Raw genomic sequence first — 25,503 nt, 5'->3', positions numbered from 1 at the left:
GGGGGTGGGGTGCGGGCTGGCTCGGGCGGGCTGAAGGTCGGCGCACGGGCCACAAGCTAGGGGTGCGGGGCTGCGGTGACTACGGTCTGTTCGGCCAGGATCACGGATTGTAGGAAGCTACGGCTACCGGCGGGTTCGACCGGGGCCGAAGATCGTCTGTCGCTCGGGGCGGAGGTGCGGCGAGGATGGCGCCGGGCCTGGTGAGTATGGGCCCGGAAAGGTGGCCACTCAGGTGAACGGCAAGCTCGACGGGCATATTCGCGAGCGTCTTCTCGCGACGAACTTCTGGCACCTCGCGACGGTGGGTGCGGACGGAGCGCCCCAGGTGTCGCCCATGTGGGCCGACATCGAAGGGGAGTACGTCATGGTCAACACCTCCATCGGGCGGGTGAAGGAGGAGAATCTGCGGCGCAATCCGTACGTTTCGCTGTCCCACCACGACCCTGAGAATCCGTACGACCGGGCGGAGATCCGGGGGAAGGTCGTCCGGTTCGTGGAGGGCGAGGAGGCGGAGCGGGCGATGGACCGGCTCGCGCGCAAGTACCTCGGGGAGGACCGCTATCCGTGGCTACTGCCCGGGGAACGCCGGGTGATGCTGCTGATCGAGCCGACGCGGGTACGGAGGCTGGAGGGCGTGGAGCCGTTCCGGGCCGGGGTCCTGCCGGACGGGACGGCCGGCTGAGGGGTGGCCTGTACGGCTCGCCGGGGGTGACCGCGCCGGGAATCTCTTCCGCGGCAACTCCCTGGCTTGTCGTCCAGCGTCCGGGCTGTCCGGGAGGATGCACAGTCGCTGAGTGCGCTGGTCAGTCGCGGTCGGGTGTCCTGTTGCGAAGCCGCGAAGCCTGAGGCGGCGCGTCACTGCTCATCGAGGGGTGGCTGCCGGGCGAGGAACTCCTCGAACGCCGCCTTCTGCTTCGGGTCCATGAAGCCTTGGCGGACGTCGCGGGCCTTCTCCTGGAGCCAGTGCGCCTCGTCGGGGTCCAGTAGTTCGGCGACCACCACACCGTTGCGAGCAACTGCCGTGCGCCCTCCCGCCCGACGGCGAAAGAGCGTGAACGCGCCGAATTCCGCTGGGTGGGCCAGTTCCGGCTCCTCTGTCATGGCCCCGTTGTCGTCCCCAGCGTCATTCTTCGGGTAGGCGGTGGGGGCCCAATGCTCCCAGAGCGCCAGCGTGGCCGCGGGCACCAGCACCGCGCGTTCCGCCTTCTCCCGCCCCTCCCACAGGAACGTGACAGTGACGGGCTCGCCGACCGCCTCGGCCAACCCGAGCACCCTCTCCACCTCATCGTTGACCGGGTAACCCACCACTACATCGATCTGAATGCCCATGGCGCCTGAGGCTACTGGCCGCTTCCGGCGTGCCGGCCCGTGATTTCACAACCCCCGTCGCCGGCAGACCCGGGCGCTTGACAGTGCGTCAACGAGCAGCGGTCATGGGGTCCCAAGCGGCTTCAAGGAGGGTCTGTGGATCTCGGTGCGGTGATGATCGCTGTGGCAGGTGTGGCTGGAACGCTGGGGGGATCACTTCTTACCCAACGTGCCGCCGAGCAGGCAAAACGCCGAGAGATAGAGCTGGTCCGCGACCAGGAGGAAACCCGCGAGAACCTGCTCCTGCGACGTACCTGCTACGTGGAACTCAATCGGGACGCACGTCAGTTCACCACGGCACTCAACCACCACCTGCACGCCATACGGGAAGGCAATGTCGAGGAAGCCGACAGGGAGGCACTCGATGAAGCGAAGAGAACCCATCGCGATCGTTATTCCGCAGCACAAATGATCGCCCCTGACGAGGTGCTCGCCCGTGCGAGCGTGGTCAACCAAGCCCTGAACAAGGTCTACGGCCAGGTGAAGCGCCTTGAGCGCGGAGAGCCCGAGCCGGGGGAGACGGCGGCCACCGCTGCACAGGCCCAAGCAGAGATCTGGGACTTGCTCCGTGCCATGAGGGCGACGATGCGTCGTGACCTCGGAGTGTCACCCGTGGAGTGACGATGCGCGGCGGCGCTCTAGCGCCAGTCGGGTGCGCCCGGCACCGGTGGTAGCCGGGATTCGATCCTCGCGCGGATGTCCCGCATCACGGAGAGGATGCGGGCCTCGTGCTCCGGGGCCAGCCGGGCCACCGGGACCGAGCAGATGATGGCGTCGACGGCCGGGGTGCTGTAGCGCAGGGCGAAGCCGAAGCCGGTGATGCCGGGTACCGTCTCCTCGAGGTCGATGGAGTAGCCGCGCTCGCGCACCCGGGCCAGGTCGGTGCGGAGTGCCGTCCGGTCGGTGTGGGTGTTCTCCGTGAGGGCGGGCGACGGCCATTCCGTCAACGGGAGTTCGTCGAGCTCGACATGGACCGGCTGCTGGCGGCGCACGAGCTGTACCGGGAGAAGGCGCTGGGCGCCCGGGACGACGCGGTGACGATGCAGTACCTGGTGCCTGGCTGGGAGTTCGACGGCAAGCGGCCGTGTCCGGTGCGGTGATCGACGGGTGGCGGGGTGCCTGCGGCGGCCTGTGCGGCTTCGGTGGGGGCGTGTGTCGTGCCTTCGCGGCGGTGGTGGGCCGGGGCCGCGCCGGGGGGCGTCCGTCCTCGGAAGGGCGCGATGGGGTCGGACGCCGGCTGACTGGCGTTGACGCGCCAACCGCTACGGGCGGACACCCCCCGGCACGTCCCCTTCCGTGCGTGCGCGGGTGCGGGCCCGCTCAGCTGCGGGCGCCTCCCGTTCAGCTGCCGCAGGCCGCCGCTGCGGGCCGCCGTTCCCGCTTGGCTGCGGGCAGTCGTGCCGCTTGGGGCGGCACGGGTGGGCGCAGCGGCACCCCGCAACGCCGGGCTGCGGACCCACCCGGCCCCAGTGACAACGCCGAGTACCTCGCAGCGCCGGGCGCCGCCCTCAGCCCTTCACCGCCCCGCCCAGTGCGAAGCCCCCTCCCAGGCGGCGGGCGATCAGGACGTACAGAAGGATCACCGGCGTGGAGTAGACGATCGAGAACGCCGCCAGCTGCCCGTACGCCACCATCCCCCGGTTCCCGAAGAAGTCGTTGATGCTGACGGACGCCGGCATCTGGTCGGGCGTCAGCAGGAGCATGAAGGGGACGAAGAAGTTGCCCCACATCATGACGAAGGAGAAGACCGTCACGACGGCCACGCCCGGACCCATCAGGGGCAGCACGATCCGGATCAGGGACTGGAGGGACGACGCCCCGTCGGTCCATGCCGCCTCTTCCAGTTCCTTCGGCACGCCGTCCATGAAGTTCTTCATCAGCCAGACGGCGAACGGCAGTTGGGACGCGGCGAAGAAGAAGATCGTGCCCTGCATCGTGTCGATCAGGTCCACTCGGACGAAGAGCGCGTAGACCGGGACCATGATCGCCGTGATGGGCAGGCTCGTCGCGAAGAGGATCGTCAGCAGGAACGGGCGGTTGAAGCGGGAGCGGAAGCGGGAGAGCGGGTAGGCGGCCAGGGCCGCGCAGACCACCGTCAGCAGCGTCGCGCTGCCGCACAGGATCAGGCTGTTCAGCAGCGGCGTGAAGGTGATCCCGGGGGTCAGGATCGCGTCGAAGTTGTCCAGGGTGAGGCCGTCGGGTGCCTTCACCCGGAGGTCGGCGTGGGGGTCGAGGGAGGACAGGACCACCCAGGCCAGGGGGAGTACGAAGGCCGCGGCGAGCACCAGGAGGCCCGCGTCCGCCGCCAGGCGACGGGTCGTGCGGCGGGAGGCGAGTGTGACTGCCATGCGGGTCAGACCTCCGTCCGCAGCAGGCGCAGATAGACGAGGGAGAAGAGGGAGCCGACCAGGAGGAGGAGCAGGGCAACCGCCGTGCCGTAGCCGATCAGGCTGTTCTGGAAGGCCTGTTCGTACATGAAGAGCGGCAGCGTCTGGCTCTTGCCGCCCGGGCCGCCCCTGGTCATCACCCAGATCAGCCCGAAGACCGAGAGGGTCTGGAGGGTGTTGAGCATCAGGTTCGTGCCGATGGAGCGGCGGATCATGGGGAGGGTGATGTGCCACATGCGGCGCCAGCCGCCGGCCCCGTCGACCTCGGCGGCCTCGGTGATCTCCTTGGGGATCTCGTTCAGCGCGGCCGAGTAGACCAGCATGGAGAACGCCGTACCGCGCCAGACGTTGGCGAAGGACACCGCCAGGATGGGCAGCGTGAACAGCCAGTTCTGGGAGGGCAGGTGGAGCCAGTCCAGGATGGCGTTCAGGGTGCCCTCGCGGCGGAAGAAGGCGTAGAGGAGGAAGCCGGCCACCACCTCCGGCAGTACCCAGGCGGTGACCACGATGCCGCCGGTGAGCGTACGGACCGGTTTCGACGCGCGCCGCATCAGCGCCGCCAGGGCGAGGCCGAGCGTGTTCTGCCCGACCAGTGACGACAGGACGGTGAACACCAGCGTCAGCCATACGGCGTTGAGGAACGCCTCGTCCCCGAAGGCCCGGGTGAAGTTCTCGAAGCCGACGAACGAGTCCTGGGCCTGGCCGGTGAGCTGGAGGTCCGTGAAGGCGATGTAGACGCAGTAGGCGATCGGGCCGGCGAGGAAGAGGAGCAGGAGGACGACGGCGGGGGTGAGGGGGAGGGCCCGGACCAGCACGCCCGGGCCCCGCGGGGGGCGGAGGGGAGCCGTGGGGCCGGGCGTCTTTCCGAGGTCGGTGTGCGGTGCTGTGGCGGTCATCCGGGCGTACCGTCGCCTACCGCTCGACGACCTGGTTGTCCGTGGCGTCCTTCAGGGCGTCCACGTAGTCGCCCGTCGCCTCGTCCACCGACATGTCACCCGTCGTCACGCCCTCCATGGCCTCCTGGATGGCCGTGGAGACCTTGGGGTAGGCCGGGTAGGCGGGGCGGTAATGGGTGCTGCGCACCAGGTCGGTGAAGAACCTGATGCCGGGCTGGGCTGTGGCGTATCCGGGGTCCTTCGCCACGTCCTCGCGGACCGCGATGCCGGAGTTGGCGACGTACCACTTCTGCGCGTTGGCCTTGGTCTGCATCGTCTTGATGAACTCGAAGGCCAGGTTCGGGTTGCCGGCCTTGGCCGGGATCGACCAGGTCCAGCCGCCGGACATGCTCACCTTGCCGGGCGCCTGGCCATGCTGCGTGGGCATGGCGGCGAGGCCGAGCTTCTCGGACCACTCGGGCCACTCGTGGCCGCTGCCGGGCAGCCAGTCCTGCGGCAGCCAGGAGCCGTCGAGGGCGATGCCGAGCTTGCCCTTCGGTAGCCACTCGCCGCGCACCCGGGTCATGACGTTCGGGTCGAGCGCGTCGGAGACGTCCGGGCCCAGCTTCTCCTTGTAAACCGTCTCGACGAAGGCGAGGGCGTCCTTGAAGCCCTGGCCGCCGGCGATCCACTTCTTCGCGTTCTTGTCGTAGAGGGGGTCCGTACGGCCGTCGTTCGTGCCGTAGAGCAGCATCTCGAAGGTCTGCATGGTGGCGGCCTCGCCGACCGGCTTGCCCGTGTAGACGTTGAGCGGGATGACGCCCGGGACCTTCTGTTTGATGGTGCGGGCCGCGGTCAGGACGTCGTTCCAGGTCTTCGGCTGCCAGTCGGCGGGAAGGCCGGCCTTGGCGAAGATGCCCTTGTCGAACCAGAGTCCGCGGGTGTCGGTGCCGTCGGGGACGCCGTACGTCTTGCCGTCCTCGCCCTTGGCCGCCGCCTTCGCCGTGTCGATGAACCGGTTCCAGTCCGGCCACTTGGCGAGGTAGGGGTCGAGGGGCTTGAGATAGCCGCTGGTGATGTCCGAGTTGATGAGGAAGGTGTCCTCGTAGACCAGGTCGGGGGCGGTCTTGGGGGAGCGGAGCATCTGCTGGAGCTTGGTGTAGTACTCCGAGTCCGGGGCCTTGATCGGGACGAGCTCGACCTTCTTGCCGGGGTGGGCCTTCTCGAACTGCTTCTTGATGTCCGCGAGATAGGTGTCCATCACCTTGATGGAGTTGTCCGTGGACTGTTTGAAGGAGACCTTCACGGTGTCGGGGTCGCTGCCGGCACCGCCACCGCAGGCGGTGAGGGCGGTCGCGGTGAGGGCTAAGGCGAGGAGAGGTGTGAATGCGGCGGTGGGGCGCACGGCAGGAACCTCCTACGGACGCACTTCGTTGTGGCCGGGACGGCTGCGTGGTGAACGTAAGTTGGTTGGTCTGGTCAGGTCAATGCGTGTGCGCCGGTTCGGTCGTGGCCGACCTGGCTGACAACCCGTCAGTGGCCGGTGACCCAGCGGTACTGCAGCTCCGGCCGTCCCACCGTGCCGTACTGCGGGCGGCGGGCCGCGCGGCCCGCGTCCACCAGGTGTTCCAGGTAGCGGCGGGCCGTGATGCGGGAGATGCCCACGGTCTCCGCCACACCGGCGGCCGTGAGGCCCTCCGCGCTGTCGCGCAGGGCCACCGTCACCCGCTCCAGCGTCGGTGCGCTCAGCCCCTTCGGCAGGGCCGCCGGGCCCGGGGCGCGCAGGGCCGCCAGCGCCCGGTCCACCTCGTCCTGGCCGCTCGCCTCGCCGACCGCCGCGTGGAACTCGGCGTACCGCACGAGGCGGTCCCGCAGGGTCGCGAAGGTGAACGGCTTCAGGACGTACTGCACGACTCCGAGTGAGACGCCCTCGCGCACGACCGCCAGATCGCGCGCCGACGTCACCGCGATCACGTCCGCGTGGTGCCCGGCCGTCCGGAGGGACCGCGCCAGTTGCAGTCCGTGCACGTCCGGCAGGTGCAGATCGAGGAGGAGCAGGTCGACGGGCGTGCGCTCCAGGGCCCGGCGTGCCTCCGCGCCCGTGTGCGCCTTGCCCACGGCGACGAACCCCGGGACCCGGCCGACGTACAGGACGTGCGCGTCCGCGGCGACCGGGTCGTCCTCGACGACCAGGACGCGGATGGCCCTCTCGGGGGTGGTGTCGCTCGTCATGCGTTGCCTCCAGCGCCTCTGGACACCGAGGTGCTGGATGTCACGCCCTCGGCCACCGCCCCCGGCTCCCGCAGCGGCAGCCGTACCTCGAACTGTGCTCCGCCCCCGTCGGCCTCCGACACCGACAGCGTCCCTTCGTGCCGCTGTGTCGCCTGCCGTACCAGGGCCAGCCCCAGCCCCCGGCCGCCCGGCCCCGCCGGTTTGGTCGAGAAGCCCCGCTGGAAGACGGCCTCGGCGTGCTCCGGATTCACGCCCGGGCCGGTGTCCGAGACCCTCAGCACCAGCTCCGGGGCGTCATCGAGGGCCTCGGGATCCTCGGTCTCCTGGGTGTACGCCGCCACTGTCACCCGCGCCCGCACGCTGCCCTGTGCCGCGTCCACGGCGTTGTCGATCAGGTTGCCCAGGATGGTCACCAGGTCCCGCGACGGGAGGGACTCCGGCAGCAGACCGTCGTCCAGGCAGCTGTCCTCCGACACCATCAGCTCCACGCCCCGCTCGTTCGCCTGGGCCGTCTTGCCCAGCAGCAGTGCCGCCAGCACGGGCTCGCTCACCGCCGCCACTACCTGGTCGGTCAACGCCTGTGCCAGCTCCAGCTCGGCCGTCGCGAACTCCACCGCCTCCTCCGCCCGGCCCAGCTCGATCAGCGAGACGACCGTGTGCAGCCGGTTCGCCGCCTCGTGCGCCTGCGAGCGCAGCGCCTGCGTGAAGCCCCGCTCGGAGTCCAACTCGCCCATCAGAGACTGGAGTTCGGTGACGTCGCGCAGGGTGACGACCGTACCGCGCCGCTCACCGCCCGACACCGGCGAGGTGTTGATCACCAGTACCCGCGAAGCCGTCAGATGCACCTCGTCCACCCGCGGCTCCGAGGCCAGCAGGGCACCCGTCAGCGGGGCGGGCAGCCCCAGCTCCGCCACCGACCTGCCCACCACGTCCCCGGCCACGCCGAGCAGCTCCCGCCCTCCGTCGTTGATCAGCGCCACACGGTACTGCCCGTCCAGCATCAGCAGCCCCTCGCGTACGGCGTGCAGGGCGGCCTGGTGGTAGTCGTGCATCCGGCTGAGCTCGGCCGCGTTCATGCCGTGGGTGTGGCGGCGCAGCCGGGCGTTGATGACGTAGGTGCCCACGGCGCCCAGGGCCAGCGCGCCGGCCGCGACGCCGAGCAGGGCCGTGAGCTGGTCCTGCACCCGCTGGGTGATCTCCTCGACCCGGATACCCGCGCTGACCAGGCCCACGATCTTCTTGCCGTCCTGGATCGGGGTGACCGCGCGGACCGAGGGGCCGAGCGTGCCGGTGTAGGTCTCGTCGAAGGTCTCGCCCCTCAGGGCCTTCTCGGTGTGGCCCCGGAAGGGCTGGCCGATCTGGTCCGGGTCGGGATGCGTCCAGCGGATGCCCCGCGGGTTCATGATCGTTATGAAGTCGACCTCCGTGTCCCGCATCACCCGCATCGCGTACGGCTGAAGCCGGGCGGTCGGGTCGGAGGTGTGGGCCGCCTCCAGCACGGAAGGGGAGTCGGCGACGGATCGCGCCACCGCCCTGGCTTGGCGCGTCGCCGCCTCTTCGGCCTGGCTGCGGTCACTGGCGTAAGTGAACAGCGCGTATCCGGCCACGACGACCGCTATCAGGACGGCCTGCATGGCGAAGAGCTGGCCCGCCAGGCTGCGGGGACCGGGGACGGAGAAGCGCATGTCGTCAGTCTGCCTCGTGGCTGATTGTGAACTATATGAACGGAAGGGTGACCGCGCTCACACAGCAGGACATAGTCACGGCATTCCCCATAACGCATCTCCGGGAGCCCCGCTCCCTTTTTCCCGGACGTGAGCCGCACGCCGGTGATGCCGACGACGTCGTCAAGGAGGGCCGCCGTGACCAGCGCAGCCGATACGGCACCTGCCGCACCCAAAGCCAAGCGGGACCGCACGCACTATCTCTACATCGCGGTGATCATCGCGGTCGCCGCCGGTATCGCGGTGGGTCTGGCCGCACCGGACTTCGCGGTCGGGCTGAAGCCGATCGGGACCGGCTTCGTGAACCTGATCAAGATGATGATCTCGCCGATCATCTTCTGCACCATCGTGCTGGGCATCGGCTCGGTACGGAAGGCCGCCAAGGTCGGTGCCGTCGGCGGTATCGCCCTGGTCTACTTCACGATCATGTCGCTGGTCGCGCTGGGCATCGGTCTGGTCGTCGGCAACATCCTGGAGCCGGGCTCGGCCCTCGCGATGACCGACGCGGTCAAGGAGGCCGGTCACGCACAGGTCGACCCCGAGGCCACCACGAACACCACCGACTTCCTGCTGGGCATCATCCCGACCACGATCGTGTCCGCCTTCACCAACGAGTCGGTCCTGCAGACCCTGCTGATCGCCCTGCTCGCCGGCTTCGCGCTCCAGGGCATGGGCTCGGCGGGCCAGCCGATCCTGCGCGGTATCGAGCACATCCAGCGGCTCGTCTTCCGCATCCTCGCCATGGTGATGTGGGCCGCCCCGATCGGTGCCTTCGGTGCCATCGCCGCCGTCACCGGCTCCGCCGGCCTGGAGGCGCTCAAGAGCCTCGCCGTGCTGATGCTCGGCTTCTACGTCACCTGCTTCCTGTTCGTCTTCATCGTGCTCGGCATCCTGGTGCGCGTCGTCGCCGGACTGAACATCTTCACCCTCTTCAAGTACCTGGGCCGTGAGTTCCTGCTGATCCTGTCCACCTCCTCCTCCGAGTCCGCGCTTCCGCGGCTCATCGCGAAGATGGAGCACCTGGGCATCAGCAAGCCGGTGGTCGGCATCACCGTCCCGACCGGCTACTCCTTCAACCTCGACGGCACCATGATCTACATGACCATGGCCTCGCTGTTCATCGCCGACGCCATGGGTACGCCGATGTCGGTCGGCGAGCAGATCCCGCTGCTGCTCTTCCTGCTGGTCGCCTCCAAGGGCGCCGCCGGTGTCACCGGCGCCGGCCTCGCGACCCTGGCCGGCGGTCTTCAGTCGCACAAGCCGGCCCTGGTGGACGGCATCGGCCTCGTCGTCGGCATCGACCGCTTCATGAGCGAGGCCCGCGCGCTGACCAACTTCGCCGGCAACGCCGTGGCCACCGTGCTGATCGGCACCTGGACGAAGGAGATCGACAAGGACCGCGTGAACCAGGTCCTGGCCGGTCAGCTGCCCTTCGACGAGGAGACGCTGCTCGACGACGGCCACGGCGGTCCCGCCGCGGACCACGCCGAGGTGCCCGACCAGGGCGGCGAGAAGGAGCTGGCCAAGGCCTGACGGCCGCGCGCCGCGCCCCGAGACTCCGGGCGGCTGAGTGTCCCCCCGTCGCTCAGCCGCCCGGTTCGTACGCAGAGAAGATCAATCGTTCAGCTTCGCCACCAGTTCGGTGGCCTCAGAGGCGGGCACGCCCGCCGCGGTCAGTACCGTGACCGCGGCGCAGTGGCCCGCCTCTTGCGCTGCCACGAGCCCGTCGTTCACCGCCTCCATCAGCGCGACCAGCATCTGCTCGTGCACGTAGGCCAGGGCCGGAGCCGGCAGCGGTGAGCTGAAGACGCCCTCGTCGAGGCCGCGCCGGAGCACGCCGGTGGCGGCCTCCCGGACCGGGGCGAGCCGCTCCCTGATGCCCTGCATGGTGACCGTGCGCTGGGCGAGCGCGATCAGCAGCCGGTAGCGGTCGGCGAGCTCCCACACCGCCAGCACCGAGCGGGCCACCGACTCCGCCGGGTCCTCCACCCCCTCGCGGCCCGCCGCGTGCGCGGCCGACAGGGCCTGAACCGCCTCGTCGACGAGCGTGCTGATCAGCGCCTCGCGGCTCGGGAAGTGCCCGTACACCGTCCGCCGTACGACGCCCGCGGCGCGTGCGATCTGGTCCATGGACGCGTCGGGGTCGCGCAGCAGCTCGCCGAGGGCGACGTCGAGGATGCGGCGCCGGTTGGCGTCGGCGCGGCTGGTGGTGCCCGTGGTCATGGACGCCATTGTGCCCCTTCCTCCATCGATTTGCGCAGCGGTGTGCAACGACGTACATTGCACAGTGCTGTGCAAATGCACACCCCTGTGCAAGTCAGTGAGGAAGGCGACCCCTGCCATGCGACTCGTCATGACCGAACCGGCCGAGAGGATGGACCGCCCCTACGCCCGGCGCTGGTGGGCGCTCCTCGTGCTCTGCCTGAGCCTGCTGATCATCGTGATGGCGAACACCGCCCTCACCGTCGCCGCGCCGGACATGACCGAGGACCTGGGCCTGTCCAGCGCCGACCTCCAGTGGGTCATCGACGGCTACACCGTCCCGTACGCCGCGCTGATGCTGCTGCTCGGCGCGATAGGTGACAAGTACAGCCGCCGGGGCGCGCTCGTCCTCGGGCTGGTCGTGTTCGCCGGCGGCGCCGTCTCCGGCTACCTCGCCGGCAGCGCCGACGCGGTGATCGCGGCGCGTGCCGTGATGGGCGCCGGCGCCGCGATGATCATGCCCGCCACACTGTCCCTGCTCGCGGCGACTTTCCCGCGCGCCGAACGCGCCAAGGCCATCACCCTGTGGACCGCCACCGCCGGGCTCGCCATCGCGGCCGGTCCGCTGGTCGCCGGGGCGCTGCTGGAGCACCACGGCTGGTCGTCGACGTTCCTCATCAACGTCCCCGTCGCCGCACTGGCGATCGTCGGCGCGCTCGCCCTCGTACCGCCGTCCAAGGCCGGTCACCACGGGCGTATCGACTACGGTGGCGGACTGCTGTCGGTGGTGTGGATCGCCGCGCTCGTCTACATGATCATCGAGGGTCCGCACTTCGGCTGGGGCGCCAAGGCCGTCACGGCGGCCGGCGTCGCGGGCGTCGCGCTCGTGGCCTTCGTGCTCTGGGAGCTGCGCCACCCGCGTCCCGTCCTCGACGTGCGCCGCTTCACCGACCGGCGCTTCGCGGGCTCCAACCTCGCCGTCGCACTGTTCTTCCTGGCCGTCTTCGGTGCCTTCTACTACCTGACCCAGCACCTCCAGTTCGTCCTCGGCTACGACGCCCTGGACACGGGTATGCGCATGCTCCCGCTGGCCGGTGCCGTCTTCGTGGGCTCCGCCCTCACCGGCTACCTCACCCCGCGGGTCGGCATGAAGTGGACCGTCACGGCCGGCATGGTCGGCGGCACGGCGGCCCTGGCGCTGCTCACCCAGGTCGACTCCGGGTCGTCGTACGGCGACTTCGTCGCGCCCCTGATCGTGCTCGGCCTCGCGATCGGGCTCGCGCTGTCACCCTGCACGGACGCGATCATGGGGGCGTTCCCGGAGTCCGAGCTGGGCGTCGGCGGCGCGGTGAACGACACGTCGCTGGAGCTCGGCGGTTCGCTCGGCATCGCCATCCTCGGCTCGCTCCTGGCGACGTCGTACTCCGGGCATCTCTCGGACGCGACGGCCGGCAGCCGGCTCCCCGGCTCCTCCCTGGAGACGGCTCAGGACTCCGTCGGGGCCGGGTACGCCGTGGCGCAGGGCATCGGGGACCGGGCCAGGCAGCTGGCCGAGCAGGCGGCGCACACGAGTGACCCGCAGCAGGCGGAGCGGCTGCGGGCGCAGGCCGGGCAACTGGCCGACGGAGCCCGGCAGATGGCCGACGCGGTGGGGTCCTCCTTCGCCGACGCGGTCGCGCACACGAGTTCGGCCGGGGCCGTGATCCTGGGTGTCGGTACGGTGGTCGTGGCTGTGTTGCTGCCGCGTAAGGGGGAGCCCGTGGACGAAGGCGCCGAGGACAGGGAGTCGGAGTCCGTCGGTTAGTTCCGCGCCCCCGAGAAGAGGCCTGACGTGTGGAGGGACGCATGGGGGAAGCGGGCGAGGTCGAGATCATGAGCTCGAACGAGTACCGGGCCCGGTACGGGGCGGAGCGGGAGGCGTCTCCGTTGTCCATGGAGCAGGTCGGTGAGCTGTTCCAGGAGTTCCTGATGGCGGTGGCCCGGCCCGGGCGGCAGGACCGTGACGGTGCTCGTGATCTGTCCGGACGGCTCCGGGAGCATCTGGGGGCCGGCGCCGGGGAGCGGCCCGTGGTCAAGGTGGCCTATCCCTCCTACGACCTGCCCAACGTGCATCTCGCGCTGGAACGCTGGTTCGCGGGGGAGGGGCGGTCGTTCGAGCTCATCGGCATGCGCGGGGCGCAGCACCACGGTGACCTGACGCTCGGCGACATCCTCGAAGCGGCCAACCGGTACGGCCGGTTCACCGTCGGGGCCGTCGACTACGCCCAGCTGCCGGTCTCGCCCGATGCCGAACTCGCCTGTGTGTCCTGCGGTTTCTACCTCGGGGCGGAGGGCGAGGAGCGGTTCGCCGTGCTGTTGCGGGGGCCGCAGGACGAGTACGGGCGCAACAAGGTGGAGATCGAGGTGCTGGCCGGGGAGAAGGCGTTCGCCGACCGGCTGCTCGCCGAGATCGACGTGCTCGTGCGCGAACTCAACATCTTCCGGGGGCAGATCCTGTCCTTCGAGGGCTCGGAGTTCGGCACCGGCCTCGGACCGTTCCGCTTCCACCGCAGGCCCGGACTGACCAGGGACGGCATCGTGCTCCCGGACGGACTGCTGGAGCGGGTGGAGCGGCAGGTCGTGGGCGTGGCCCGGCGCCGGGAGCAACTGCGCGCGGCCGGCCAGCACCTGCGCCGGGGACTGCTGCTGTACGGCCCGCCCGGCACCGGCAAGACCCACACCATCCGCTACCTCCTGTCCCACCTGCCCGAGTTCACGGTCGTCGTCCTGTCCGGGACCAGCATCGAGGCCATCGGCCCGGCCTGCGCCCTGGCCCGGATGCTCCAGCCCGCGCTGGTCGTCCTGGAGGACTGCGACCTGATCGCCGAGGCCCGCGACTACGGCGGTGGCGAGCAGCCGCTGCTCTTGACGGTCCTGAACGAGATGGACGGCCTCGGCGACGACGCCGACGTCGCCTTCCTGCTCACCACCAACCGCGCCGACCTGCTGGAACCGGCCCTCGCCCAGCGCCCCGGGCGCGTCGACCTGGCCGTGGAGATCCCCCTGCCGGACGCGGACGGCCGTGCCCGTCTGCTGGGTCTGTACGGCTCCGGCCTCGGCCTGGACCAGGAGATCACCGACGAGGTGGTGGCCCGCACGGAGGGCACGACGGCGTCCTTCACCAAGGAGCTCGTCCGCCGGTCCGTGCTGATCGCCGCCGAGCGCGAGTCGCCCCGCACCGAGGCGCGGGACGTCCGCGCCGCCCTGGACGAACTCCTCTCCGACCACGACCGGCTGACCCGGCGGCTGCTCGGGGTGCGGGGCGCCGAGGACGCGGAGGAAGGGCTGGACGACTCCTTCGAGTGACCGGCCTCAGGGCCCGGCGGCCTCGTCCAGGCGTGCCCGTTCCTCCGTGCTGAGCCGCAGGTCCGCCGCGGCCGCCGAGTCCCTGGCCGTCTCCGGCCGGCTCGCCCCCGGGATCGGGACGACGGCGGGGGAGCGCGCCAGCAGCCAGGCCAGGCCGACCTGCTGGGGGCTGACACCGCGGTCCGCCGCGACCTCGTGGAAGGCGGCCAGGCGCTCCCTGCCCTCGGTGCGCGACGGCCCGTCCAGGGAGCTGCGGGCCAGCCCGCCCAGCGGGCTCCACGGCAGGAACGCCAGCCCCAGTTCCGCGCACAGCCGCAGCTCCGGCTCGCTGTCCCGGACGGCCGGGGAGTACCGGTTCTGGACCGACACCAGCTTCTCGCCGAGGATCTCGCGCGCCCGGCGGATCTGGTCCGCGTCCGTGTTGGACACCCCGGCCAGCCGGATCGTGCCCGCGTCGAGCAGTTCGCGCAGGGCGCCGACCGACTCCTCGAAGGGCACCGCGGGGTCCGGCTTGTGGAGTTGGTAGAGGCCGATCGTCTCCACACCGAGGCGCTTGCGGGAGGCCTCGGCGGCGGCCTTGAGGTGGCGCGGGGAGCCGTTCACCGTCCAGTCGCCGCCGGCCGGACGGCCACGGCCGCCCTTCGTCGCCACCAGCACGCCGGAGGTGTCACCGCCGTACGTGGCCAGCGCGCGGGCCAGCAGACGTTCGTTGTGGCCGGGCTCCGCGCCCGGCGGATGGTACGAGTCGGCCGTGTCGAGGAGGGTCACGCCCGCGTCGAGCGCGGCGTGCACGGTGGCCAGGGCGCGCGTCTCGTCCGGCCGGCCCTCGATGGACAGCGGCATCGCGCCGAGCCCGATCGCGCTCACCCGCAGCCCGCCAAGTGTCCTGTACCGCATGTCAGTCGCCCTTCCCGAGCGTTTCGGCGACGGCACGCGGCAGCCACTGCCGGGCGTCGGTGAAGGTGAAGCCGAGCCGGGCGGCCCGGGCGTTGTCCATGCCGTAGGAGCGGCGGAAGGAGAACGGGGAGACCTCGCCGACCTCGACGGGCCCGAACACGGTCCGGCCGCCCGGGACGTGCGCGGCAACCGCCTCGCACAACTCCTCGGTGGTCAGCGTCCCGTGGGAGGCGGCGTTCACCGGCCCGGTGAAGTCCTCGCCCGCCGCCCAGGCGAGGAACCGGCCGATCTCCTCCACGTGGACGTAGGTGGCGGGCCGGTTCACCACCGGGACGGCGATCGGCTCGCCGGTGCGTATCCGCTCGGCGTAGTGCGCCAGCCGCCCGGTGAAGTCGTCGGCCCCGCCCAGCACATGGGCCACTCGCACCGCCGTGTACGGGAACGCCGGGCCGTCGGCCGCGAGGACCGCCTCGGCCTGCCGCTTGCCCTCCCCGTAGTTGGCCTCCAGGAACGCCGGGTCGTCCCAGGGCAGCCCGAGCTCCACGGTGACCGTGGCCGGGTCGACGGCCTCCTCGCGCACGAGGGCGGGGGAGTCCTCGTACTCGTACACCTCGACCGTGGAGGTCATCACATAGCGGCGGGTGCGGCCGGTGAAGACGCGGCGGGCGAGTGCCGCCTGGCGGGGTGTGTAGCAGACCTGGTCGACGACGACGTCGAAGACGCGCGAGCCGAGCGCCTCGGTCAGGGACCGCTCGTCGTCCCGGTCGGCGACCAGCTGCTCCACCCCGGCCGGCGGCGGAGATGATCCCCGGTTCAGCACGGTGACGCGGTGCCCTTCGGTGAGCAGCCGTGCGAGCAGACGCTTTCCGACGTAACGGTTCCCGCCGATGACCAGGACTTCCAGGGCCTTTTCCATGACCATAATTCTCCTGGCGCACATCCACGCTTTGAAGGGGGAACCATGGGAGTTCAGGCGGCTACGCCGAAAGAACCACGGCATCCGCGCACCGCCGCCGACGAAACCTCGGTGGCCTTCGACGCCCTGGACCGGCAGATCCTCCAGCTGCTCCAGACCGACGGCCGGATCAAGCTCAGCGAGCTGGGCCGCCGGGTCCGGCTCAGCCCGGCGGCGGTCACCGAGCGCGTGCGACGACTGGAGGCGGCGGGCGTGATCAGCGGCTACGGCGCCCATGTCGTGCCGGCCCGGCTCGGCTACGGCATCCAGGCGTTCATCCGGGTCGACCCGCACGGCGGCTACAACCTCAAACATCCCAGGACCCTGGAACTGATCGAGCGGCCCGAGATCACCGAGGTGCACCACGTGGTCGGGGAGGACTGCTGGATCCTCAAGGCCGCCGTCCGGGACACCGTCCACCTGGAGGAGGTGCTGGAGGCGGTCTCCGCGCTGGGCCGCACCACGACGTCGATCGTGCTGACCTCCCCGGTGGAGCGGAAGCCGCTGTTGCCTTGACGTCGGCGTCAAGGACTACGTTCGACCGTATGCGAATCGGCGAGCTGGCCGCACGGGCCGGGACCACGACGCGGACGCTGCGGTACTACGAGTCGCGGGGGCGGCTGCCCGCGCGGCGTGAGGATGGGGGTCCCCCCTGCTCGAGCGAAGCCGAGAGCTTGGGGGAGGGTACCGGACGTACGACGGGTTCGACCTGAGACTGCTGGAGCAGATCAGGACGTTGCAGGACTTCGGGTTCGACCTGGAGGAGACGCGTCCCTTCGTGGAGTGTCTGCGGGCCGGGCACCCCGAGGGCGACACGTGCCCGGCGTCGCTCGCGGTCTACCGGCGCAAGCTGGACGAACTCGACTCCCTGATCGGTCAGCTGACGGCCGTGCGGGAGACGGTCGCCCGGCAGCTGGCGCGGGCCGAGCCGGCCGCCGAGGCGGAGACTCCGGGAGGCCCGGAGCCGCAGTGCGAGTTGGGGAGGCACACGTGGTGATCGACGTGACGGACGCGGACTTCGAGGCGGAGGCGATCGGCGCGGACCTGCCGGTGCTGGTGGAGTTCACCGCCGACTGGTGTCCGCCCTGCCGGCAGATGGGGCCGGTGCTGAAGGCCCTCGCCTTTGAGGAGGGCGACCGGCTGAAGGTGGTGCAGCTCGACGTGGACTCCAACCCGTAGACCACGAACGCCTGCAAGGTGCTGTCGATGCCGACGTTCATGGTGTTCCGCGGCGGTGAGCCCGTGAAGGCGATGGTGGGCGCGCGGGCCAAGCGGCGGCTGCTGGAGGAACTGGCCGACGTGCTGTAGGCGACGCGCCCGGATACGGTCCGAAACGACGAAATCCCCCGAGCAATTGCGCTCGGGGGATTTCCTTGCGTATATTTGTCTGTTCGTGACTTCAAGTCGATTGAAGCCACAGTTAAGTTCAGTGAGCACAGTATATCCGGGCGGGAGCGGAATTGTCAAACACCGAATTTCCGGACGATGAATTGCGGCAGGAGCAGGAATTCATCGACGGGTTGTACGCGCGCGTGGACGCGCTGCGCGGCGACGCCGAGACCTCCGTCACGGACGCGCTCGCGCAGGGCGACACCCCCATGCAGGCCAGACTGGAGCGGGACATCCTCGTCGCCGAGCGGTCCGGACTGCTCGCCGCGCTGAACGCGGTGGACGGCTCCCTGTGCTTCGGCCGGATCGACCTCACCTCGGGCGTGACCCACCACATCGGGCGCATCGGCCTGCGCAGGGACGACGCCGACCGCACACCGGTCCTGATCGACTGGCGTGCCGACGTCGCCCGCCCCTTCTACCTGGCCACCGGCCACACCCCGATGGGGCTCAGGCGCCGGCGGCACATCGCCACCGACGGCCGCCGGGTCACCCACCTGCACGACGAGATCCTCGACCTCGGCGACGAGACCCGCACGGGCCACGAGGACCCGACGGGCGACGCCGTGCTGCTCGCCGCGCTCAACTCCGCGCGCACCGGCCGGATGAGCGACATCGTGCAGACCATCCAGGCCGACCAGGACCGCATCATCCGCGCCCCGCACCGCGGCGTGCTCGTGGTGGAGGGCGGCCCGGGCACCGGCAAGACGGCCGTCGCCCTGCACCGCGCCGCGTATCTGCTGTACGAGCACCGGGAACTGCTCGCCAAGCGGGCGGTGCTGATCGTCGGGCCCAACCCGGCGTTCCTCGGCTACATCGGCGAGGTGCTGCCCTCCCTCGGCGAGACCGGCGTGCTCCTCGCGACCGTCGGCGAGCTGTTCCCCGGGGTGAAGGCGACCGCCACCGACACGCCCGAGGCCGCCGCCGTGAAGGGCCGCGCGGAGATGGCCGGCGTCCTCGCCGAGGTCGTGCGCAGCCGGCAGGCGCTGCCCGACCCGGTGATCACCATCGAGCACGAGCGCGAGGTGCTCATGCTGGACGACGGCCTCGTCGGCGTCGCCCGCGAGCGCACCCGCGCCGCGAAGCTGCCGCACAACGCCGCCCGCGAGCACTTCGAGGGGCACATCCTCAACACCCTCACCGAGCTGTACGCCGAGCGGATCGGCACCGATCCCTTCGACGGGTCCAGCCTGCTCGACCCCAGCGACATCACCCAGATCCGCGACGACCTCGCCGAGAACCCCGAGGTCTGGGCGGCCATCGACCAGCTGTGGCCGCTGCTGGCCCCACAGCGGCTCGTCGCCGACTTCCTCGCCGCACCCGAGGAGTTCCTGCCCGCCGAGGACGCCGCCGCCGTACGCCGCCCGGTGACGCGGCGCTGGACCGTCGCGGACGTGCCGCTGCTCGACGAGGCCGCCGAACTCCTCGGCGAGGACGACCGGCTGGCCCGGGAGCGCGCGCAGCGCGAGCGGGAGCGGCAGATCGCCTACGCGCAGGGAGTGCTGGACGTGTCGTACGCGTCCCGCACGTACGAGTTCGAGGACAAGGAGGAGGACGACCCCGAGTCCTCCGAGGTGCTCTCCGCGCACGACATCATCGACGCCGAGCGGTTCGCCGAACGGCACGAGGAGGACGACCACCGCAGCGCCGCCGAGCGCGCCGCCGCCGACCGCACCTGGGCGTTCGGGCACATCATCGTGGACGAGGCGCAGGAGCTGTCGCCGATGGCGTGGCGGCTGCTGATGCGGCGCAGCCCGACCCGCTCGATGACCCTCGTCGGCGACCCCGCGCAGACCGCGGAGGCCGCCGGTGTCGGCTCCTGGTCCGGCATCCTCGCCCCGTACGTCGAGGACCGCTGGGAGCACACCCGGCTGGGCGTCAACTACCGCACCCCGGCCGAGATCATGGACGTCGCCGCAGCCGTGGTACGCGCCGAGCAGCCGGAGTTCGAGCCGCCGAGCTCGGTCCGCTCCACGGGCGTACGCCCCTGGGCGCGGGCCACCGACGACCTCCCGGGCGCCGTCGCCAAGGCGGCCGAGGAGCTCACCCCTGACGAGGGACGGCTCGCGGTGATCGCCCCGCGCGACCTCCACCGCGGCCTCGCGGCCCGGCTGGACGGCGTGACGGCGGGCGCCGAACCGGACCTCACCCAGTCGGTCGTCCTCCTCGACCCGCGCCAGGCCAAGGGCCTGGAGTTCGACTCCGTCCTCGTGGTCGAACCCGCCCGCTACGGCACGAGCGACCTGTACGTCGCCCTGACCCGGGCCACCCAGCGACTGGGGGTGCTGCACACCGGGGAGCTGCCCGAGTCCCTGTCGGAGGCGTTCGCGTAACCCCCTGGCGGACGCGCCTACCGGAGGAGGGACTTCGGATCCCGCAGGGCGTGCCACAGTCCGGCCGCGAGGGGGACGACCGTCAGGGCGAAGAAGACCCAGAAGAGGAACTCGGCCCCGGGTGCGAGGTCGTAGACGATGCCGTCCTTCCACCGGCAGTAGGCGCGCGGCGGAAACGGCGTGGAGACGCCCGACACCCTGCCGCTGCCGATGACGCCCTCCTGATACGGCTCCCTGGGGCAGGGAGCCGTATCAGGGAACAGCACGTAGTCGTCCGCGGCCATGATGTACATCCACGTGACGGCGCCGAGCGGAACCGCCCAGAACACCGAGGTCCGCACCCCCAGCGGCAGCAGCGGATGCGCCAGCAGCCCTCGCAGCGCGACCCAGCAGACGACGAGCCCGAGGAAGACCGGGAGCAGAGTCACCCTCTTCCCCGCGGGGGCAGGGCCTGAGACGTGAGTGGGGTGGCACAGCGCATGCCGCCACCCCACCAGGCCCGGACCGGACGGGCTGTGACGGAAGCCACGCCTCCCGTCACAGCGATGTCACAGGCCGCCTACGCCGGGCGCAGCCACAGCGTCGACAGCGGCGGCAGGGTCAGCCGGATGCTCGCCGGGCGGCCGTGCCACGGCTGTGCCTCCGGCTTGACCGGGTCGGGATTGGTGACGTCGCTGCCGCCGTAGACGGCGGCGTCGGTGTTGACCGCCTCGTGCCAGGCCGGGACGTCCTCGGGTACGCCCAGGCGGTAGTCCTGGCGGACGACCGGCGCGAAGTTGGACACCGACAGCAGCGGGTTGCCCTCCGGGTCCAGCCTCAGGAACGCCAGGACGTTGTCGTCGGCGGCGTCCCCGACCACCCACTCGAAGCCGGCCGGGTCCGTGTCGAGCCGCCACAGCGCCTCAGTCGCGCGGTAGACGGTGTTGAGGTCGCGGACCAGGTCACGCACGCCCCGGTGCTCGGCCTCGGCCCCGTAGCCCGGATCGAGGAGCCACCAGTCCGGGCCATGCGCCTCGGACCACTCGGCGCCCTGGGCGAACTCCTGCCCCATGAACAGCAGTTGCTTGCCGGGGTGGGCCCACATGAAGCCCAGGTACGCCCGGTGGTTGGCGCGCTGCTGCCACCAGTCGCCCGGCATCTTCGACACCAGGGAGCGCTTGCCGTGCACGACCTCGTCGTGGGAGATCGGCAGGACGTAGTTCTCGCTGTACGCGTACACCATCGAGAACGTCATCTCGTGGTGGTGGTGCTTGCGGTACACCGGCTCGTAACTCATGTACTGGAGCGAGTCGTGCATCCAGCCCATGTTCCACTTCAGCCCGAACCCGAGCCCGCCGAAGCCGCTCGGGCCCTTGTGGTGCGTGGCCCGGGTGACGCCGTCCCAGGCGGTCGACTCCTCGGCGATCGTGACCACGCCGGGCACCCTGCGGTAGAGCGTCGCGTTCATCTCCTGGAGGAACGCCACCGCGTCCAGGTTCTCCCGGCCGCCGTACTCGTTGGGCGTCCACTGGCCCGGCTCGCGCGAGTAGTCGAGGTAGAGCATCGACGCCACCGCGTCCACGCGCAGCCCGTCGATGTGGAACTCCTCGCACCAGTACAAGGCGTTCGCGACGAGGAAGTTGCGCACCTCGTTGCGCCCGTAGTCGAACTCCAGCGTGCCCCAGTCGGGGTGCGCGGCCCGCAGCGGATCCGCGTGCTCGTACAGGGGCCGGCCGTCGAACTCGGCCAGCGCCCAGTCGTCGCGCGGGAAGTGCGCGGGCACCCAGTCCATCAGCACGCCGATGCCGGCCCGGTGCAGCGAGTCGACCAGGAACCGGAAGTCGTCGGGCGTGCCCAGCCGGGCCGTCGGCGCGTAGAACCCGGTGACCTGGTACCCCCAGGAGCCCCCGAACGGGTGCTCGGCGACCGGCATCAGCTCCACGTGCGTGAAGCCCAGGTTCTTCACGTAGCCCGGGAGCTGCTCGGCCAGTTGACGGTACGTCAGTCCAGGCCGCCAGGACGGCAGATGTACCTCGTACACCGAGAACGGCGCCTCGTGCGCCGGGGCTTCCGCGCGCCGGGCCAGCCACTCGGCGTCGCCCCACTCGTACCCGGAGGACGTGATGACCGACGAGGTCGCGGGCGGCACCTCCGTGCGGCGGGCCAGCGGGTCGGCGCGCATCGTCTTCGAACCGTCGGGGCGGGTGATCTCGAACTTGTACAGCTCGCCCTCGCCGATGTCCGGCAGGAACAGCTCCCACACGCCCGAGGAGCCCAGCGACCGCATGACGTGGCCGGTGCCGTCCCAGAAGTTGAAGGTGCCGGCCACGCGCACGCCGAGCGCGTTCGGCGCCCACACCGAGAACCGGGTGCCGGTCACGCCCTGGTGGGTCATCGGGTGCGCGCCCAGCGCCGTCCACAGCTCCTCGTGCCGGCCCTCGCCGATCAGGTGCAGGTCGAGGTCGCCCAGGGTGGGCAGGAAACGGTAGGCGTCCTCGGTGTCCAGGACCGTCCCCTCGTACTCCACGAGCAACCGGTACTCCGGGACCTCCCGCAGCGGCAGCAGGCCGGAGAAGAACCCCTCCCCGTCGTCCTGCAGCACCGCCCGCACCTCGCCGGCGGCGACGGTCACCGACAGGGCGTACGGCCGGAACGCCCGGAACGCGATCCCGCCGGGCACGGGGTGTGCGCCGAGCACGGAGTGCGGGTCGTGGTGCGTGCCGTTGAGCAGCCGGTCGCGGTCCGCCGAGCCGAGGGCGGGCGAGACGGCGAGCTCCATCTCCGGCGGGACGGTCTGGGCGGGCGCGGCGGTGGCTTTCCCCGCGGTGGCTGTCCCTGCGGTGGCCTTCTTGGCCGTGGCCTTCTTCGCGGGGGCCTTCTTGGCGAGAGGCTTGGTGGCGGCGGTGGCCTTGGTGGCGGCCGCCTTCGCAGTCGTGGCCTTCTTGGCGACCGCCTTCTTCGTCGTCGCCTTCTTGGCAACCGCCTTCGTGGCCGTCGCCTTGGTGGCTGTGGCCTTCTTGGCTGTGGTCTTCTTCGCCGTCGTCTTCTTGGCGGCCGTCTTCTTCGCGGTCGCCCTCTCGGCCGTGGCCTTCGTCGCGGTGGCCTGCTCAGGAGCCGCCTTCTTCGCGACGGCCTTTTTCTCGACGGCCTTCTTCGCGGTCGTCTTCGCGGTCGTCTTCGCCGGGGCCGTCTTCTTGGCCGCGGCCTTCGTCGCGGGTGACTGCGTGGCGGCCGTCTTCTTGACGGCGGCCTTCTTCGCGGGGTCCGTCGCCTTCTTGGCCGCTGCCTGTTTCGGCACCGCCGTCTTCTTCGCGGCACTCTTCTTCTGGGCGGCCGTGGGCTGCTCGGGGATCTTCTCCCCGGCCGTCCCCTTGGGACGGGAACCGCTGGACTCAGGGCGGGGGGTCACGGGCGGAGCCTCCAGGACGCAGGTGGGTCAGTCAGGTCAGGTCAGGTGGCCGGACGAGGCGAGCCGGTCTATGGCGGCCAGGGGCACCGGCAGCCAGTCTGGGCGGTGCCGGGCCTCGTACACCACCTCGTAGATCGCCTTGTCCGTCTCGTAGGCACGCAGCAGCACCGGGTCGGTGCGCGGATCGAGGCCGGAGGCCTCCGCGTACCCGGAGCAGTAGGCGGACCGGCACGTCTCGGCCCAGTCCGGCTGCGGCGGATCGGCCGAGCGGGCCGCGTAGTCGAAGGAGCGCAGCATGCCGGCGACGTCCCGCACCGCCGGCTGCGGCATGCGCCGCTCGGCCAGCGGCCGGGCCGGCTCGCCCTCGAAGTCGATCAGCCACCACTCGCCGGCCGGCGAGCGCAGGCACTGCCCGAGGTGCAGATCGCCGTGCACGCGCTGCGCGGTCCAGGTGCGGCCCTCGGCGGCCAGATCGCCCAGCGCCGTGAACGCCGACCGCAGCCCGTCGGCGTACGGCCGCAGCGCGGGCACCGCCTGGACGGCCGCCTCCAGCCGCTCGATCATGCCGTCCACCATGAACTGGAGCTGCGTGTGACCGAGCGTGACCGTCGGCAGCGCCCGGGCCAGCGCGGTGTGCACCTCGGCGGTGGCCCGCCCCAGCGCCCGCGCCTCGGCGCCGAAGTCCTCGCCCTTGGCCAGCTCGCGCAGCGCCAGCTCCCAGCCGTCGGAGGCGCCCTGCACGAACGGCTGGAGCACCCCCAGCACGTACGGCTGGCCGGTCAGGTCGGCCGCGCCGGAGGAGATCACCGGGTCCGCCGTGGGGTCGACGTCCGCGACCATCCAGGCCGTCGGCGCGGGCACCCGGGGGCAGCCCTCGCGCGCCAGCGCCAGCGGCAGTTCCAGGTCCGGGTTGACCCCGGGCACGATCCGCCGCAACAGCTTCAGGATGAACGTATCTCCGTAGACGATCGACGAGTTGGACTGTTCCGCGGTCACCACGCGTGGCACCAGACCGGACCGGATGTCCTGGTCGAGGTCCCGCTCGCAGCGGAGCCCGCCGATCCGGGCCTGGGTGCGCAGCGCCTCCAGGAGCAGCTCGGCGGGCCGGGCGTCGTGCAGGGCGTCGTAGGCCGTCCGGCCGGCCAGCGGCCCCGTCGACAGGTGTCCGATCAGCGCGGGCGCCAGCCGAGGCGGCAGCGCCTCGCGCACGCCTATCAGCAGCTGGTAGCAGTCGCCGGGATGGCCGGGCGCGCCATGGGAGGGCACGAGCGGCTGGTGGGCGCGGACGAGCAGGTGGTACAGGCCCAGCTTGCCGTTGGACGGGAGCAGCTCGGTGGCCTCGACCAGCGTGAACCCGGTGACCGGACGCCCCTTGCCCGCGAACCAGCGCTGCCGCGGCAGCCACTCCCGCAGCAGCGGATCGAGGGAGGCAAGAAGGCCGGGCGGGGTGGTGACGGTGCGTGTGACGGCTTCCGACATGGCGTCGCGTCCTTTCACCCATGATTGGTGCGCCTCCGGGGCCTTCAGCAGGTGCCGGCGGCGCCCCTCCGGCTCACGCGGGTGGGCGGGGTGTTACTGATGCGTGCCCCGGGCGGGGCGGGAGAAACGCCCCGCCACGGGGGTTTGCGGCCCGCCCCGCAATTCAGGCCTGATCAGGTCCTCTCAGACCGCCTCAGGCCTCACAGGGAGTCCCTGCGGAGCCGGAACCAGTAGAACCCGTGACCTGCCAGCGTCAGCAGATACGGCAGCTCGCCGATCGCCGGGAACCGGACCCCGCCGAACAGCTCCACCGGGTGCCGCGCCTCGAAGGCGCTCAGATCCAGCTCCGTGGGCTGCGCGAAACGCGAGAAGTTGTTCACGCACAGCACCAGGTCGTCCTCGTACTCCCGCAGGAACGCCAGGACCGCCGGGTTCGTCGACGGCAGCTCGGTGTACGAGCCGAGACCGAAGGCCGGGTTCTGCTTGCGGATCTCGATCATGCGGCGGGTCCAGTGCAGCAGGGACGACGGCGAGGCCATGGACGCCTCGACGTTCGTGACCTGGTAGCCGTGGACCGGATCCATGATCGTGGGCAGGAACAGCCGTCCCGGATCGCAGGAGGAGAACCCCGCGTTACGGTCCGGAGTCCACTGCATCGGCGTGCGCACGGCGTCCCGGTCGCCGAGCCAGATGTTGTCGCCCATGCCGATCTCGTCGCCGTAGTACAGGATCGGCGAGCCCGGCAGCGACAGCAGCAGGGCCGTGAACAGCTCGATCTGGTTGCGGTCGTTGTCCAGCAGCGGGGCTAGACGGCGCCGGATGCCGATGTTGGCGCGCATCCGTGGGTCCTTGGCGTACTCGGCCCACATGTAGTCGCGCTCTTCGTCGGTGACCATCTCGAGCGTGAGCTCGTCGTGGTTGCGCAGGAA

21 protein-coding genes and 3 pseudogenes are annotated in these 25,503 nt (G+C 70.9%); 10 read left to right on the top strand and 14 right to left on the bottom strand.

All coding sequences use genetic code 11. The annotated features are described in order from the left end of the window. The first annotated feature begins 232 nt into the window (after positions 1-232). The gene (locus AOQ53_RS05130) at positions 233-682 is read left to right on the top strand and encodes a PPOX class F420-dependent oxidoreductase (protein WP_059415344.1); all 450 of its coding nucleotides are present in this window, start codon (positions 233-235) and stop codon (positions 680-682) included. A 173-nt stretch (positions 683-855) separates the two neighbouring features. Here AOQ53_RS05130 and AOQ53_RS05125 read toward each other — a convergent pair whose 3' ends face one another. Then, the gene (locus tag AOQ53_RS05125) at positions 856-1,329 is read right to left on the bottom strand and encodes a hypothetical protein (protein WP_059415342.1); all 474 of its coding nucleotides are present in this window, start codon (positions 1,327-1,329) and stop codon (positions 856-858) included. Positions 1,330-1,464: 135 nt separating this feature from the next. Between AOQ53_RS05125 and AOQ53_RS05120 the strand changes: the two genes are divergently transcribed. After that, positions 1,465-1,989, top strand: coding sequence for a hypothetical protein (locus AOQ53_RS05120; protein WP_236711599.1), 525 nt, complete (start codon positions 1,465-1,467; stop codon positions 1,987-1,989). A gap of 17 nt (positions 1,990-2,006) precedes the next feature. On the opposite strand, the gene AOQ53_RS05115 is transcribed toward AOQ53_RS05120, so the two are convergent. Next, positions 2,007-2,315: an IclR family transcriptional regulator domain-containing protein gene (locus tag AOQ53_RS05115; protein ID WP_408055138.1), complete on the bottom strand. Its 309-nt coding sequence runs from the start codon at positions 2,313-2,315 to the stop codon at positions 2,007-2,009. Between the two features lie 9 nt (positions 2,316-2,324). Between AOQ53_RS05115 and gudD the strand changes: the two are divergent. Then, a pseudogene (gudD, locus tag AOQ53_RS40400) lies at positions 2,325-2,468 on the top strand (glucarate dehydratase); the annotation flags it as partial. A 408-nt stretch (positions 2,469-2,876) separates the two neighbouring features. Here the strand turns inward: gudD and AOQ53_RS05110 are convergent. From AOQ53_RS05110 to AOQ53_RS05090, 5 genes are all read right to left on the bottom strand, one after another. Then, entirely contained in the window at positions 2,877-3,716 is an 840-nt protein-coding gene (locus tag AOQ53_RS05110; RefSeq protein ID WP_059415340.1) for a carbohydrate ABC transporter permease, read from the bottom strand. 5 nt (positions 3,717-3,721) lie between these two features. Then, the gene (locus AOQ53_RS05105; RefSeq protein WP_059415338.1) at positions 3,722-4,651 is read right to left on the bottom strand and encodes a carbohydrate ABC transporter permease; all 930 of its coding nucleotides are present in this window, start codon (positions 4,649-4,651) and stop codon (positions 3,722-3,724) included. A gap of 16 nt (positions 4,652-4,667) precedes the next feature. Then, a complete protein-coding gene (locus tag AOQ53_RS05100) occupies positions 4,668-6,035 on the bottom strand; it encodes an extracellular solute-binding protein (RefSeq protein WP_059415336.1) in 1,368 nt (455 codons plus the stop codon). Between the two features lie 128 nt (positions 6,036-6,163). Then, positions 6,164-6,862, bottom strand: coding sequence for a response regulator (locus tag AOQ53_RS05095; RefSeq protein ID WP_059415334.1), 699 nt, complete (start codon positions 6,860-6,862; stop codon positions 6,164-6,166). Beyond that, complete coding sequence (locus AOQ53_RS05090) at positions 6,859-8,547, bottom strand: sensor histidine kinase (protein WP_059415333.1); 1,689 nt, start codon at positions 8,545-8,547, stop codon at positions 6,859-6,861. Before AOQ53_RS05090 ends, AOQ53_RS05095 begins: the two co-directional genes overlap by 4 nt. 177 nt (positions 8,548-8,724) lie before the next feature. Here AOQ53_RS05090 and AOQ53_RS05085 point away from each other — a divergent pair, with 177 nt between their 5' ends. After that, complete coding sequence (locus tag AOQ53_RS05085; RefSeq protein WP_059415331.1) at positions 8,725-10,119, top strand: cation:dicarboxylate symporter family transporter; 1,395 nt, start codon at positions 8,725-8,727, stop codon at positions 10,117-10,119. Positions 10,120-10,200: 81 nt separating this feature from the next. On the opposite strand, the gene AOQ53_RS05080 is transcribed toward AOQ53_RS05085, so the two are convergent. Beyond that, the gene (locus AOQ53_RS05080) at positions 10,201-10,818 is read right to left on the bottom strand and encodes a TetR/AcrR family transcriptional regulator (protein ID WP_059415330.1); all 618 of its coding nucleotides are present in this window, start codon (positions 10,816-10,818) and stop codon (positions 10,201-10,203) included. 109 nt (positions 10,819-10,927) lie between these two features. Between AOQ53_RS05080 and AOQ53_RS05075 the strand changes: the two genes are divergently transcribed. After that, entirely contained in the window at positions 10,928-12,592 is a 1,665-nt protein-coding gene (locus AOQ53_RS05075) for a DHA2 family efflux MFS transporter permease subunit (RefSeq protein WP_059415328.1), read from the top strand. Between the two features lie 41 nt (positions 12,593-12,633). Beyond that, complete coding sequence (locus AOQ53_RS05070; RefSeq protein WP_059415327.1) at positions 12,634-14,133, top strand: AAA family ATPase; 1,500 nt, start codon at positions 12,634-12,636, stop codon at positions 14,131-14,133. A 6-nt stretch (positions 14,134-14,139) separates the two neighbouring features. On the opposite strand, the gene AOQ53_RS05065 is transcribed toward AOQ53_RS05070, so the two are convergent. Next, positions 14,140-15,030, bottom strand: a complete 891-nt coding sequence (locus AOQ53_RS05065) for an aldo/keto reductase (protein ID WP_059415326.1) — start codon at positions 15,028-15,030, stop codon at positions 14,140-14,142. 1 nt (position 15,031) lies between these two features. Next, on the bottom strand, positions 15,032-15,946 hold the full coding sequence (locus AOQ53_RS05060) for an NAD-dependent epimerase/dehydratase family protein (protein ID WP_078945161.1): 915 nt from the start codon (positions 15,944-15,946) through the stop codon (positions 15,032-15,034). A 45-nt stretch (positions 15,947-15,991) separates the two neighbouring features. Between AOQ53_RS05060 and AOQ53_RS05055 the strand changes: the two genes are divergently transcribed. From AOQ53_RS05055 to AOQ53_RS05040, 4 genes and pseudogenes are all read left to right on the top strand, one after another. Then, on the top strand, positions 15,992-16,501 hold the full coding sequence (locus AOQ53_RS05055; RefSeq protein WP_236711598.1) for an Lrp/AsnC family transcriptional regulator: 510 nt from the start codon (positions 15,992-15,994) through the stop codon (positions 16,499-16,501). Between the two features lie 29 nt (positions 16,502-16,530). Continuing rightward, positions 16,531-16,982: pseudogene (locus AOQ53_RS05050) on the top strand (MerR family transcriptional regulator). Next, positions 16,979-17,293 (top strand): annotated as a pseudogene (locus tag AOQ53_RS05045) (thioredoxin family protein). Before AOQ53_RS05050 ends, AOQ53_RS05045 begins: the two co-directional pseudogenes overlap by 4 nt. Positions 17,294-17,475: 182 nt before the next feature. After that, positions 17,476-19,707, top strand: a complete 2,232-nt coding sequence (locus AOQ53_RS05040) for a HelD family protein (protein ID WP_059415323.1) — start codon at positions 17,476-17,478, stop codon at positions 19,705-19,707. Between the two features lie 17 nt (positions 19,708-19,724). Here the strand turns inward: AOQ53_RS05040 and AOQ53_RS05035 are convergent, their stop codons facing one another. The 4 genes from AOQ53_RS05035 to AOQ53_RS05020 all read right to left on the bottom strand — a co-directional run. Continuing rightward, positions 19,725-20,135 carry a hypothetical protein gene (locus AOQ53_RS05035; protein ID WP_059415322.1) on the bottom strand — a complete coding sequence of 137 codons (411 nt, stop codon included), beginning with the start codon at positions 20,133-20,135 and terminating at the stop codon, positions 19,725-19,727. Positions 20,136-20,266: 131 nt separating this feature from the next. After that, complete coding sequence (gene glgB / locus AOQ53_RS05030; protein ID WP_078945159.1) at positions 20,267-23,095, bottom strand: 1,4-alpha-glucan branching enzyme; 2,829 nt, start codon at positions 23,093-23,095, stop codon at positions 20,267-20,269. 36 nt (positions 23,096-23,131) lie between these two features. Next, positions 23,132-24,574, bottom strand: a complete 1,443-nt coding sequence (locus AOQ53_RS05025) for a maltokinase N-terminal cap-like domain-containing protein (protein ID WP_059415321.1) — start codon at positions 24,572-24,574, stop codon at positions 23,132-23,134. Between the two features lie 200 nt (positions 24,575-24,774). Continuing rightward, positions 24,775-25,503 (bottom strand): alpha-glucosidase C-terminal domain-containing protein (locus AOQ53_RS05020; RefSeq protein WP_174523232.1); only part of this gene is annotated, 729 nt, incomplete at its 5' end.

This window comes from Streptomyces azureus (assembly GCF_001270025.1).
Taxonomy (GTDB): Bacteria; Actinomycetota; Actinomycetes; order Streptomycetales; family Streptomycetaceae; genus Streptomyces; species Streptomyces azureus.
The sequence above is the reverse complement of the archived record's forward strand: the minus strand, read 5'-3'. Positions and strand labels throughout refer to the sequence as shown.